The sequence below is a fragment of the Prolixibacter bellariivorans ATCC BAA-1284 genome (genome assembly GCF_000621705.1).
GTDB classification, from domain to species: domain Bacteria; phylum Bacteroidota; class Bacteroidia; order Bacteroidales; family Prolixibacteraceae; genus Prolixibacter; species Prolixibacter bellariivorans.
The window spans coordinates 81,535-95,828 of the sequence record NZ_JHXO01000013.1 but is presented as its reverse complement, the minus strand read 5'-3'; the positions used below and the strand labels follow the sequence as shown (position 1 = coordinate 95,828).

The following is a 14,294-nucleotide window of genomic DNA, read 5'->3' as shown; positions in this document are numbered from 1 at the left end:
ACAGCAAGCTCATAGCGAAACCTGTAACGCTTCTTAAACCTTAACACTTTTTCCAACCTGAAACGCTATCTTTCCGAGCCGAATTCAATTTCCGGCGCTATCGGAATCGTGAAATAGAACGTGCTTCCCTTATCTACTTTGCTTTTCACTCCAATTTTCCCTCCATGCCGCTCGATAAACTCCTTGCATAGAATCAATCCCAACCCTGTTCCTCTTTCACCATGCGTCCCCTTCGATTTGAATTTCATATCGATGCGGAAGAGCATGTTCAGATTCTCTTTGGAAATTCCCATCCCCTCATCTTTCACCCGAACTTCCACCTGATGGTTATTCTTCTTCACCTGAATCCCAATCCTTTTCCCTTCTCCGGTGAACTTAACCGCATTGCTCAACAGGTTTCGCACCACCGTATTGATCATATTCCGGTCGCCAAATGCCATGATATTTTCTTCCAAATCGGTTTGCAAACGAATCCCCTTTCGCTCGGCCGGCACACGATGCAGGTTAATGTTTTCGTATACGACATTCGAGAGATTGAACTGGTGCGGCTCGAATTGAATACGACCGGTTTGCGCTCTCGACCAGGTCAGCAAGTTCTCCAACAAGGAATAAATTTCTTTGATAGCATCGTTCACCCTTTTCATGCCCAAATGCTTGTCCTCCTCGTCAGCATGCTCAAAATCTTGCAGCAACAAATCGGTAATAGAAAGCAAACTGGTAAACGGATTCTTCAAATCGTGCGCTATAATGGAAAAGAATTTATCCTTTGTAGCATTCAGTTCCAACAAGTTGTGTTCAGACTCAGTCAGCTGCCGGTTGGCCTCGGCAATTTGCCGGTTCTGCCGTTTCAGTATCCGGTTGGTCTTCGCTTTGACCAAATAGTGGTAAATCAGCAAACTGATTCCCAGTGCAAACAAAAACTCGAACAACATAAACCACCAGGTTCGGTAGAACGGCGGAGTGATGATGATGCTCAACCGCGCCTGGTGCGGGCTCCACTGACCGTCGGAATTCTGCGTTTTTACATTCAGGATATAAGTCCCGGCATCCATATTCGCAAAGGAAATATAGTTGCGGTTTCCGGCGTGTGTCCACCCCATATCCAGGTTTTCCATCCGGTAGGCAAACCGGTTTTTGGCCGCCAGCGGACATTTCAGCGCGGCAAACTCAAGTGCAAGGAACCGATGCCGGTAATCGAGCTTGATGGACTTAGCAAACGAAATACTCACTGGCAGGGTTAATTTTCCATCTTCGTCCGTCACTTGATAGACATCATTTTTTCCTGATAGCGAAATGGCATTAGGTTGTACCTGAACCTCGTTGCCAAGCACATCCAGACGTGTAATCACAACTTCCGCATCGTTGGCAACCGGTTTCAGTTTATCCGGCTCAATCACATTCAGCCCATAAACCCCGCCAAAATAAAGCTTACCGCTTTGTCCTCGGTGATAAGCACCACCGTTGAATTCATTGCTTTGGAGCCCATCGTTTACATCGTAATTCTTAACAGAATAATCGGTCAGACTAAACCGGCTGATTCCCCCGTTAGTACTCAACCAAAGATTTCCCTCATCGTCCGGTAAGATGCCGTAAACAACATTACTCGTCAGACCATCGCGAATGGTAAACCGCCTGAACTTTCCTGTATTTGTATCAAAACGGTTAAATCCGCCATTAGTCGCAATCCACAACACTCCTTCCTTTTCCTGAAAAATGGAAAAAACATTGTCGTCCGAAAGGCTTTCCGGGTCAGCCGGGTCAGCCCTGTAATGCTCGAATTTTCCTGTTTGGGGATTGAGTCGGTTCAAACCTCCGCCATAAGTACCAATCCACAGGTAACCCTTTTCATCCTGCAGCATCGATGAAAAGACAATATTATGGGACAAACTGTTCGGATCACCTGCTTTATGCCTGTATCGCACGCATTTTCCCGTCGTTGGATCCATTCGGCTAAGACCTTCCCGCGTGCCTATCCACAAATAACCATTCCTGTCCTCGTAAATCACTCTGACCGAATTTCCCGTGAGCGTCGTACTGTCATCAGCAACGGAATGAAAGTGCTGAAATGTTCCGGAAGCCGGATTGAACTTATTCAAACCACCACCATCGGTGCCGACCCAGATATTACCTTTTCGGTCCTGAAATATCGCCCGCACTGCCGACTCTGACAGCGATGACGGAATGCCCGCCTGGTGTTCGTAAAAAGTAAAGGTTTCTTTCTTTGGCCAGTATCGTGCCAGCCCCCGATCGTTAGTACCCACCCACAACGTTCCATCGCGCGCTTCAAGTATCGACCAGACAAAATTACTGGGCAGGCTATTCTCGTCCAGCGGGTCGTGCCGCCAAAGCTCCACCTGGTGCGCGCCGGGATCGTAAATGCTAATTCCGGCTCCAAAAGTCCCAACCCAAATAACACCGGACAAATCTTCATAAATACAGTTGATAGAATTTTCGGAAAGGCTTTGCACATCGGCCGGACTATTAACATAGTGTACTGTTTTTCCGGTTACCGGATCGATGCGGTATAAACCATCACCATGCGAACCATACCAGATAAATCCCTGACGATCTTTGCGAATCGGTTTGTTGGTATTAAGTGCCAAACTATGGGTAGCCGTAAAAGAATGAACAACCGACTGCAGTTTGTCGGTTGTAAAATTGAGATTAGAAAGCCCAAAGCTGCTAACAATCCATAAGGCTCTGTCGTCGTCAATCAGGAGATTCTCCACCTGTTGTCCATCGCTATGTTCTCCCTCTGCATTAGGAATCCGGTAATGCACTATTCGTTTGCTTATTGATGAATAATGAACCAGACCATTGGTGGTTCCAATCCACAAATCCTTGTCCTTAATTGCCAGCACTGTTACCGAAACAGGAATTCCCTCCGGGAAAATACCCGGTGGCCGAGATACCGCTCCTTCTGCCGGATTACATTTGAATAGCCCTGCACTGGTGCCAATCCATAGCGTATTATTGTTCTCCCGGACCAATGCGTTGATGCGCACCCGGCTCGCGGCAACCGGTATCGTGATTCGGTCCACCGAAAGACTGTCCATCCGGATGCGGTTCAATCCGTTTAAGGTCCCAACATACAGGTGGTTTTCTCCATCATGAAAAAGGGTGGTAATTGTATCGCTGCTTAGAGAGTGTACATTATCAGACTGATGTTTGAAACGGGTAAAGGTTTCGGTGCGCGGATCAAAACGGGTCAGACCACTTCTTGAGCCAAACCACAAGATACCATCAGGAGCTACAAAAATCTGTTCAATCCATATATATGTCAGACTATTTGGATTTCCCTGCTCAGGCCGGTAAATAGTGAAATTTTTACCATCAAATTTATTCAGACCGTCTTCGGTGGCAAACCACATGAATCCCATACTGTCCTGCCGGATACAATACACCGAACTTAACGATAAGCCATCATTAATGGTCAACCGGCGAAACCGTACCTGATTGCCGTTTCCTGAGGCATAGAAAGTCAGGAAAAAGAAGATGAAAAAAAGAACAGAACGGCTGATGGTTTTCAATTTCATGCCTTATCGTTTAATTAGTCAACAAGATCCATCCGCTACTCTTCGCACATATTACAGTAAGTTAAGGATAAAACCCTTTGAAATCAACGACACAATAAATGTTTTCAGCACCTTCCCGGCCGTTATTCTCTTTGGTTTACGCCAATTCATTTATACATTTACAACTGCTTATCTAAAAGACGCATCATGGATCATCGTTGTTACACCTGTCTGGTAAAATCTTTCGATAAATTACTCGAATCGCATCCGTTTCCCGAAGGAACGAAGGAAACGCACATGAAGGATTTTCTTCGTTTTCTGGGTGCCGAAAACGGGAAGATTATGCCCGCCGATATCAGTCGTCGGAACCATCAGAAGATCCGGGAAATGTTGCAAACAGATGATCCCTACCGGGAAATAAAAATTCAGTCGAACAACGGATTGCTGGCACAATACGACCACTGGAAAGCCAAAGTAAACCAAAGTGATGATCCGTTTGAAACGGCACTGCGATTGGCCATTGGTGGAAACATCATCGATTATGCAGCCAATCCTGAATTCGATGTAGATGAAACCTTTGACAAGGTATTGAACAGCGATTTTGCCATCAATCATTCACAACTTTTCCGTGAAAAACTGGAAAAAGCCGACACGGTTCTCTACCTGGGAGACAATGCCGGTGAAATCGTCATGGATAAACTCTTTCTCGAAACCTTGAATCATCCGGGAGTCGTTTACGCTGTTCGTGGCCGGCCGGTCATCAACGATGTCACCATGGAAGATGCACAGAGCGTAGGCATCGACCGATATGCCCGCATCATCAGTAACGGAAACGATGCTCCTTCCACTTTACTCCACCTCGTTTCCGAGGAATTTATGGACGTTTACCGGCAAGCCGACGTTATTATCTCCAAAGGGCAGGGCAATCTGGAAGGTCTTCTGGGAAACCGGGAGAAATCGATCTTTTATCTGCTGATGATCAAGTGCCAGCTGATTGGGAATAAACTAGGTGTACGAAAAGGTGATTTTGTGGTTGCCTACAATCATCTTCTGGAAAACTAAATTGCCTTCCGGGAAACCGGAATAACTGATAATTTAGACGTAAACAACCACCCCGACTGAACATGAAAAAACTAACCACCAACGGACAAAAATGGCTGAAGATATTCCATCTCTTTTTCATCGCTTTGTGGATTGGCGGGGCTTTCAGTCTCAATCTGAAACAGTTTTTTATTCATCCCGAAACAGGAGATGAACTATACGGAATTCTTTCAACGATGGAGTTCATCGATTGGTACGTGATTGTTGTGGGAGCCGTCGGGGCACTACTGACGGCACTCGGCTACTCAATCTTCACTAATTGGGGATGGTTTCGTCACCGCTGGATAACCGTGAAATGGATTATCTTGCTGGCCGGCATCGTTTTTGGTACGTACCCTCTCGGCCCGTGGTTGTCGGGCATGACCGAGCTGGCCCGAACACAAGGGCTGGGAGCCTTTCACAACCAAACTTTTCAGCATAATCAAAAAATGCTAATGATTTTCGGCGCCATTCAACTTTGTACCATTCTTTTTGCAGCAGTTATTTCGGTGCTGAAACCTTGGAAAAAGAAGCCTATCGCCAACTAATTTATCTATAATTTTAACAATCGTTAAAACATTTATATCGGAAGTCGTGTTACTTTTGCGACACTTATTCGAAAGAACAGGACAAGCATTACAACTCCGATGAGACGGAAACGATTTAATCTGATTTTACTGGTCGCTTTTCACCTGGCAGCGTTTACCCAACCGTTGCTGGTGCCGTCTATTCACCGGTATGTCCACCATCACAAAATTGAAAAAATACCGGGTAATCCTTCGCTGGAAAAACACGAAGACATTTGCCCCATTAGTCAGTTTCATTTTGTCCATTACATTGGCACCGATACCGAACAAACTTCCGTTCGGCTGGAAGGACAAGCAGTGGTCAACGTGCTGTTGCCTCAAGCTCGGTTTGCCGATTTCACCCATTTCATTTTTCTTCGCGGCCCACCCTCAAACGGTTTCCAAAACTGCGCATAGTAGCTGCCCAAAGCTATTCTCCCTTTACGGGAAAAATTGAACGGCAAAACCTGAAGTCTCCTATATCCCGCGTGTATTTTCATACATGAGGATATTCGTTTATGCATATGCATCAACATGGCGGAACGAAGACTTCAAGTTAGCCCGGATACGTTCCGGATATACTCCTGTTATTTAGGCTGTAATGATTGCTGAACGTATTCAAAAAAACACCAGGTAAAATGAACAATAATATTATCCGTATAACGATGATCAAAAAAATATATATTCTATCCCTTATCATTCTGTTGCTTCCTTTCGTTTCACTGGCTGATTCGGCCAATCCACCCAAAACAACGCTAACGGGAAAAGTAACCGACAAGAAAACCGGCGAATCTCTGCCGGGTGTGAGCATCTATTTCCCCGATTTGATGACCGGTTCTGTAACCGATATGAACGGCAATTATAAGATTGAAAATCTCCCGGCTTCCAAAGTAATGGTTCAGGTGCGATTCATCGGATACAAACTCATTGCCGAAACTGTCGATTTATCGCAGGTTCATGAACTGAACTTCCAGATGGAGCCTTCCGTAACGGAAATCAATGAAGTGGTGGTCACCGGACTGTCAAAAGCAGCAACCCAAAACCGGACCCCAACGCCCATCGAGATTGTTCCCAAGACCAAATTGTTGCAAAATGCGTCTTCGAACATCATCGATGCGTTGGCAAAAGAACCCGGCATTTCGCAGGTAACTACCGGTGCAGGAATTTCAAAGCCGGTCATTCGCGGACTGGGTTTTAACCGCGTTGTTGTAGTGAATGACGGTATCCGCCAGGAAGGCCAGCAATGGGGCGGCGAACACGGTATCGAAATTGACCAGTATGATGTCAAACGGGCTGAAATTCTGAAAGGTCCCGCGAGTTTGGCCTACGGCTCCGATGCGATGGCCGGCGTTATTAACCTGATATCTGAGCCTCAAATACCGGAAGGTCATCTGCAGGGCGGCGTACTGACCAACTATCAAACCAACAACGGCTTGATTGGCTATTCGCTGAACCTCGGTGCCAACAAAAACGGACTGCTTTGGAATATGCGCTACAGCAACAAACGCGCACACGATTACAAAAACCAGTACGATGGCTATGTGTATGATTCCCGCTTCAAAGAAGATGCCCTGAACGGTGTTATCGGGCTGAACAAAGCCTGGGGATACTCACACCTGATTCTGAGTTACTATCATATGGTTCCCGGCATTGTGGAGGGCGAACGTGACAGCCTGACCGGAAAATTCCTGAAACCAGTGCTGGTGAACGGTCAGCCGGAAGAAACACTGGCAACACACTCCGATTTCATGTCGTACCAACGGGGAATGCCGTACCAGCAAATCCATCATTACAAGGCGGTTTGGAAAAACAATTTCGTTACCGGAAAAGGAAACCTGAAAACCATTTTCGGATTTCAACAAAATAACCGTCAGGAGTACGGCGATATTGCCAATCCGAACCAGTACGGTTTGTACCTCAAACTGAATACCCTTAATTACGACGTGCGTTACCTGCTTCCCGAATCGAATTCGATGAATGTTTCTTTCGGCGTTAACGGTATGTTTCAGCATTCGATGAATAAGGGAACGGAATTCCTCGTTCCGGATTATCACTTGTTCGATGCCGGTGTTTTTGTGATGGCCCGAAAGAGTATCGACCGCCTGGATTTGAGCGGCGGCCTGCGTTTCGATCGTCGTTCGGAGCATGGGGAATCACTCTACCTCAACGATGCTGAAGAAATTGTTACCGCCGGAACCACAGGGGCTACCGAAAAATTCCCTTCATTTCACTCTGACTTTAGCGGCTTCTCGGGTAGTGTCGGTGCGACTTACCAGTTCTCAAAAAGTTTCTATGGGAAAGCCAATATCTCCCGTGGATTTCGTGCCCCCAACATTGCAGAACTGGGAGCGAACGGTGTTCATGAAGGAACCCAGAAATATGAAATCGGCAACCCGGATTTGAAACCGGAAAGCAGCTGGCAGTTCGACCTGGCAACCGGGTTGAATACGGAACACGTTTCTGCAGAGCTTGACCTTTTCAGCAACCGGATTCACAACTTCATTTTCTCCCGTAAACTAAACGGTTTTGCATCTCAGGATTCCATTAGAGATGGCGTTCCGGCATTCAAATTTGTTTCGGGCGATGCACACCTGTACGGCGGCGAAGCACATATCGACATTCACCCGCACCCACTCGACTGGCTGCATTTTGAAAATAGCTTTTCGTATGTGCGCGGTGTACAGCTCAACCAACCCGATTCGATGAAGAACCTGCCGCTGATTCCGGCGTCTCGTTTTCAATCGACACTCCGGGCCGATATCTTCCCGAAAGGGAAAACACTGCGCAACGGTTACATCGAATTTGGGCTCGAACACGATTTTACCCAAAACAAATTCTACTCGGCATTTGGAACGGAAACTAGGACGCCGGCTTATACGTTGTTGCACGCCGGCATCGGAACAGATATCTACTGGAACAACAGAAAACGGTTCTCCCTTTGGATTCAGGCCAATAACCTGGCCGACGTGGCCTACCAAAGCCACCTGAGCAGGTTAAAGTATACCGGGATGAATTACGCTACCGGACGTGAAGGTGTTTATAACATGGGGCGCAACTTCAGCTTTAAACTCCAAATCCCCATCGATTCGAAACTCTGATAAAGAACGTTAACGAAGAGCCTGCTCAAAAAGAGCAGGCTTTTCTTTTTTTAGGATAGAAAAACTTTGGAACCTTTTCTATTGATTCGCCGAACGTTGTGTAAAAAACATATCCAAACGATAGAATAGATACACCTGAAAATCGTAAATTGAATAGACAACCTCTAACAACTAAAACCATGGCTAAACGACTTCAGGAAGAGGCCCTCGAATATCATTCACAAGGCCGCCCCGGTAAAATTGAAGTAATTCCGACGAAACCTTACAGCACACAAAAAGACCTTTCACTGGCGTATAGTCCCGGAGTGGCTGCGCCATGTCTTAAGATTGAGGAAAATGCGGAGGACGCATATAAGTACACCGCCAAAGGAAACCTGGTTGCCGTGATTTCAAATGGAACCGCGGTTTTGGGATTGGGCGATATCGGCGCACTGGCAGGGAAACCAGTAATGGAAGGTAAGGGACTACTTTTCAAAACCTTTGCCGATATTGACGTTTTCGATATTGAGTTGGATACTCATGACGTGGAAAAATTTATTGAAACCGTTTCTCTCATCGCTCCCACTTTTGGAGGTATCAACCTCGAGGATATCAAAGCACCGGAATGTTTTGAGATTGAAGAACGGCTGAAAACCGAACTGGATATCCCGATCATGCACGACGATCAGCATGGCACAGCGATTATATCCTCCGCAGCCTTTCTTAATGCACTGGAGTTGATCGGGAAAAAAATTGAGGATGTAAAGATAGTGGTGTGTGGAGCCGGAGCCTCAGCCATTGCCTGCTCCAAACTATATGTAGCACTTGGTGTCAAACGGAAGAACCTGGTTATGTGCGACTCCAAAGGTGTCATCCACAAGTCAAGAACGAACCTGAATCCTTTTAAGGCTGAGTTTGCCACCAGCCGGGATGTACATACATTAAAAGAAGCGATTCAGGGTGCCGATATGTTTTTAGGCCTTTCGACTGCCAATGTTCTTTCGGAGGATATGGTTCGCTCCATGAATGACAATCCCATTGTTTTCGCGTTAGCCAACCCCAATCCGGAAATTACCTACGAAAAAGCTATTGCTTCCCGGCCGGACGTAATTGTTGCCACAGGCCGCAGTGACTACCCGAATCAGGTGAACAATGTGCTCGGATTCCCATACATATTCAGGGGAGCGCTGGATGTCCGGGCCAGGGCTATCAACGAAGAAATGAAGATAGCTGCCGTAAGGGCACTTGCATCGTTGGCAAAAGAGGCGGTACCCGATATTGTTGCCTATGCTTATAATCAAAATACACTCAGCTTTGGACGGGAGTATCTGATTCCCAAACCGCTCGATCCCCGGTTAATTTCGAACATCTCGGTGGCAGTAGCGAAAGCGGCTGTCGAATCGGGTGTAGCCCGGCATACCATTGCCGACTGGGATGATTACCGCGACGAGCTCGACCGCAGGCTTGGGCACTACAACGTCCTTCTCCGGTCCATCCGCGACCGAATCAGAAATACAGGCAAGCGCATCGTATTCGCCGAAGGTGGAAAACAAAAAGTACTTCAGGCAGTACAGACCGTTCTTCACGAAGGTATAGCAACCCCGATCCTTTTGGGAAATAAAGAAAAAATTCATCGTCTGGCCCATGAAAATAACATTGACCTGGCTGGAGCCACAGTCATTGAATTCTTCGGAGAATCGGAAGCTTGCCGCCGGGAAAAATATGCCAAGGCCTTGTTCGAGAAGAGACAGCGTAAAGGGCTCACGTACCAGGAAGCAATCGACAGAATGTACACCCGTGACCATTTCGGCATTATGATGGTGGAGATGGGTGATGCGGATGCCTTCATTTCCGGCTATTCGACAAAGTATTCCGACACGATTCGTCCTGCGATACAAATTGTTGGAATCGATAATCCCGGTAGGCACATTGCCGGAATGTACATCGTAATGACCAAACGGGGCCCCGTTTTCCTTGCCGACACAACCGTAAATGCAGAACCAAATGCGGAAACGCTAATGGCTACTACCCTATTGGTTGACAGAGCCATCAGGCGATTCAATATTGAACCGGTCATTGCCATGCTTTCGTATTCCAACTTTGGTTCCATACCGAAAGGAAGTCCGGGAGTTCCCAGAAAAGCGGTAGAAATGCTGCACAAACAGTATCCTGACATTATTGTTGATGGCGAGATTCAGGCCAACTTTGCCCTCAACAAGAAAATCAGGATGGAGAAGTTTCCATTTGCCAAATGGGGTGATAAAAATGTAAATGCACTCATCTTTCCCAACCTGAGCTCGGGAAACATATCCTACAAGATACTTCAGGAACTGGCGGGTTATGAAATAATTGGTCCGATTCTGCTCGGAATTGATAAACCCGTTCATGTAGTACCCATCGAAAGTTCGGTTCGCGAAATTGTGAACATGTCGACCATTGCTGCCCTCGATGCCATTTGTATGGAAAACAACGAATAAGAAACTGACTATCGCCAACTTTGAAATAGGAAACCATGAAAACAGCTATTATCTTTCGTTCCAAACACGGAACTACCGAAACCGTTTCCCACACCATCGCCAGCAAACTGGGTACCGATGAAGTGACCCTGATAGACCTTAAGAAATATCCGGAACCGACCATACAGGATTTCGATCGGATCATCATCGGAGGCTCCATCCACGCGGGCACGGTGCAAAAGCGGGTCAAAAATTTCTGTGAAAAACATCTCGACGCACTCCGGCAGAAGGAACTGGGACTCTTCATTTGCTGTATGGACCGGGAGAAAGAACAGGAAGAGTTTGAAAATGCCTTCCCGGAAACATTAAAATCACATGCTAAAGTTATGGGCATCATGGGAGGTGAATTTATCTTCGAACGGATGAATTTCATGGAACGGTTTATCGTGAAGAAAATCTCCAAAAAAGACCGTTCTGTTTCCGAGATTGACCACGAAGCCATCGACTCCTTTGTGAGCCATATGCAAGCATGAACAGGAATTCCGATACGGTGTCAACTATTTGGTTTCGTTACCCTTCTGTTTTCTTTTCCGAAAAAAGAATAACTTTAGGAAAATGAACATTCTATATGAATGACGTTTGCCTAACCACCTAAACTTTAAAATGAAATGAAACGAATTAGCATTGAAATCAAATGGGCGCTTATTTTTGTCATTATCCAGCTGCTGTGGATGTTGCTGGAGCGGGTAGCCGGTCTCCACGGTGAAAACATCGATAAACATGCCGTGTTCACCAATTTTTTTGCTATTCCGGCCATCGCCGTGTATGTCATTGCGCTACTCGACAAACGCAAAAATCATTACGGCGGATTTATGACCTACGGGCAGGGATTCATCAGCGGGCTCATCATTACGGTAATTGTGACCCTTCTTAGTCCACTTACACAATACACGGTGAGCACCGTGATTTCACCCAACTATTTTCAAAATGCCATCGATTATGCCGTGAGTTCCGGAAAACTACCACAGGAAGCCGCGGAAACCTATTTCAGTATGAAAAGCTATATCATCCAGGGATTGATTGGTGCCCCCATCATGGGACTCATCACCACGGCTATTGTAGCGCTCTTTACCCGGAAGAATAATAAGCCGGAGACGGTAGAGGTGGCCTAAAATATTTGATAAATTCTATGAAAACAAAAGGCTATCATTGATTTGACAGCCTCTTCTTTTTAAATTTTTTCCTGCTTTTTCTCAAACTCTTTAATTACCCTCCAATTATTTATTTAGACACTCCTATTCTTTCAATATAATATCATCATTCTTCGAAGACTGAAGACTGCCAACTGTTGGGCAACACCTCAACTTTCGAAGGGTTTCATGCGTTTGCATGTTATCAAACAATCTTACCGGCGCATTTTTATGGCATTTGTCATCTTTCAGCTTGCCGGAGGGTTGTTATTTTGTTAACAGACTTCAAATCGTACGTAATGAACAATAACGACAATCTCTCCTACTCACGAGAGGAACTGCAGGAAGAAATCAAGTACCTGCGCCTTCTATCCGACCGTTTTCAAAACATTCAGGTTGCCAGTACCGAGGTCATCAACCTCGAAGCCATCCTCAATCTTCCGAAAGGAACCGAGCATTTTTTGAGTGATATCCACGGCGAGTACGAAACTTTCAGTCATGTGCTGGCCAATGCATCAGGTGTGGTTCGCAAGAAAATTGACGATGTGTTCGGCAAGAACATCCGGGAGAAAGACAAGAAAATTCTGGCCACGTTAATTTATTACCCGGAGGAGAAGCTCGATTTGGTGCTGAAGGATGAAGAGAATCCGGAAGAATGGTTTACAGTAACCCTGCGCCGACTGGTGGTGGTAGCCAGAGCAGCCGCTTCCAAATACACCCGTTCGAAGGTACGAAAAGCCATGCCACCCGATTTTGCCTACATCATCGACGAGTTGCTGAACGAGAGTGGCGAGGACAAAGAAAAATACTTCGAAGGCATTATCAGTACCATTATCCGCATCGACCGTGCCGAGGCATTTATCATTGCCATCTGCCAATTTATTCAGCGACTACTCATCGACCGTCTTCATGTCATTGGCGATATCTTCGACCGGGGACCATCTCCCGAAAGAGTGATGGACCGCATCCTGAATTACCATTCGGTCGATATTCAGTGGGGAAATCACGACATGCTATGGATGGGGGCCGCATCCGGTAACCGGGCGCTGATTGCCAACATGATTCGGATTTCGCTCCGGTACAACAACATCGACACACTGGAAGATGCCTACGGAATCAACATGATGCCGCTGGCTACCCTCGCACTCCATTCATACGATGATGACCCATGTGAGCCCTTTATTCCGCTGGTAGTCGAAAAAGGGAAAGACAAGGACCTGGTGAAGAAAATGCACAAGGCAATTTCCGTCATTCAGTTTAAACTGGAGGGACAAATCATTGAGCGCAATCCGCATTTCGACATGCGCGACCGCTTGTTGCTCGATAAAATCGATTACGAAAAGGGAACCATCAAGGTTGGTAACAAAACGTACCAGTTGCTTGATAAGAATTTTCCGACCATCGACCCGAAGAATCCTTATCAACTGAATGAGGAAGAAACAGCCGTAATCGATAAACTGGCCAACAGCATCAAAAACAGCAGCCGCCTGCAGAAGCATATTGCCTTTTTGGTCTCTCATGGCAGCATGTATCTCACCTTTAACGAAAACCTGATGTACCATGGTTGTATTCCGTTGACAAAGAAGGGTGATTTTGCTTCGCTGGAAATCGAGGGGACAGCTTACTCGGGTAAGGCACTTTGCGACCACTTCGACCGGATGGCGCGGAAAGCCTACCAGTTCCGTTTTCAACGCAAGTACGAGCCCATCAGCGATTACATGTGGTACCTCTGGTGCGGCGCTTCCTCTCCCCTTTTCGGGAAAACCAAAATGGCCACTTTCGAGCGTTATTTCCTGGCCGAAAAAGAAACCCATGCCGAAGGAAAGAATCCGTACTACACGCTGGTATACGATGGTGAAGAGTACTGCGACAAAATCCTGAATGAATTTGGCATCGGCGGCCCCCATTCACATATTATCAACGGGCACGTGCCGGTGCAGGTGAAGAAAGGCGAAACGCCCATCAAAGCAGGCGGTAAACTTTTCGTTATCGACGGTGGCATGTCGAAACCCTACCAGAAAGTGACCGGCGTTTCGGGCTACACGCTTATCTACAATTCCTATGGACTGGTGTTGGTCGAACATGAACATTTCGATTCGCGGCAAACGGCCATTCTCGAAGAGAAAGACATTATCTCGAAGCGGATTTACATTGAAGCCAGTGCCCAGCGCATGCGGGTAAGAGAAACGGACATCGGGAAAAGCCTCATGGCACAAATCGAAGACCTGAACAAACTCCTCGTCGCTTACAAACGCGGTTTAGTCAAGGAAAGGTTCTAACAAAAATAAAGGAGGCCCGCCAGCCTCCCTATAAAGTGTGAATACACATATTTCAGGGGGCTTTGCCCCCTTTTTGTTGAGTCGATGAATATGGTGGAAGCCCTTCAGGCTTCTGAATTCTTTATCGCATT

General features: G+C 46.5%; 9 protein-coding genes. 8 read left to right on the top strand and 1 reads right to left on the bottom strand.

The genetic code is table 11. The features are described 5' to 3' along the window. Window positions 1–65 precede the first annotated feature (65 nt). Window positions 66–3,536 (bottom strand): sensor histidine kinase, encoded by a 3,471-nt coding sequence (locus T426_RS0117935; RefSeq protein ID WP_025864852.1) that lies wholly within the window; start codon window positions 3,534–3,536, stop codon window positions 66–68. 186 nt (window positions 3,537–3,722) lie between these two features. On the opposite strand from T426_RS0117935, the gene T426_RS0117930 reads away from it, so the two are divergent. The 8 genes from T426_RS0117930 to T426_RS0117895 all read left to right on the top strand — a co-directional run bounded on the left by T426_RS0117930 (window position 3,723) and on the right by T426_RS0117895 (window position 14,163). Continuing rightward, a complete protein-coding gene (locus T426_RS0117930; protein WP_027586072.1) occupies window positions 3,723–4,577 on the top strand; it encodes a damage-control phosphatase ARMT1 family protein in 855 nt (284 codons plus the stop codon). 62 nt (window positions 4,578–4,639) lie between these two features. Next, on the top strand, window positions 4,640–5,143 hold the full coding sequence (locus tag T426_RS0117925) for a hypothetical protein (RefSeq protein WP_025864854.1): 504 nt from the start codon (window positions 4,640–4,642) through the stop codon (window positions 5,141–5,143). Window positions 5,144–5,242: 99 nt separating this feature from the next. Next, window positions 5,243–5,578, top strand: a complete 336-nt coding sequence (locus tag T426_RS0117920) for a hypothetical protein (RefSeq protein WP_025864855.1) — start codon at window positions 5,243–5,245, stop codon at window positions 5,576–5,578. 221 nt (window positions 5,579–5,799) lie between these two features. Further along, window positions 5,800–8,259, top strand: a complete 2,460-nt coding sequence (locus T426_RS0117915; protein ID WP_199898613.1) for a TonB-dependent receptor — start codon at window positions 5,800–5,802, stop codon at window positions 8,257–8,259. 179 nt (window positions 8,260–8,438) lie between these two features. Further along, a complete protein-coding gene (locus tag T426_RS26230) occupies window positions 8,439–10,715 on the top strand; it encodes an NADP-dependent malic enzyme (protein WP_027586071.1) in 2,277 nt (758 codons plus the stop codon). Window positions 10,716–10,750: 35 nt separating this feature from the next. Then, the gene (locus T426_RS0117905) at window positions 10,751–11,227 is read left to right on the top strand and encodes a flavodoxin domain-containing protein (protein ID WP_025864857.1); all 477 of its coding nucleotides are present in this window, start codon (window positions 10,751–10,753) and stop codon (window positions 11,225–11,227) included. Window positions 11,228–11,362: 135 nt separating this feature from the next. Continuing rightward, window positions 11,363–11,866: a DUF4199 domain-containing protein gene (locus T426_RS0117900; protein WP_025864858.1), complete on the top strand. Its 504-nt coding sequence runs from the start codon at window positions 11,363–11,365 to the stop codon at window positions 11,864–11,866. A 317-nt stretch (window positions 11,867–12,183) separates the two neighbouring features. Further along, window positions 12,184–14,163 carry a fructose-1,6-bisphosphatase gene (locus T426_RS0117895; RefSeq protein WP_027586070.1) on the top strand — a complete coding sequence of 660 codons (1,980 nt, stop codon included), beginning with the start codon at window positions 12,184–12,186 and terminating at the stop codon, window positions 14,161–14,163. The last annotated feature ends 131 nt before the right edge of the window (window positions 14,164–14,294 follow it).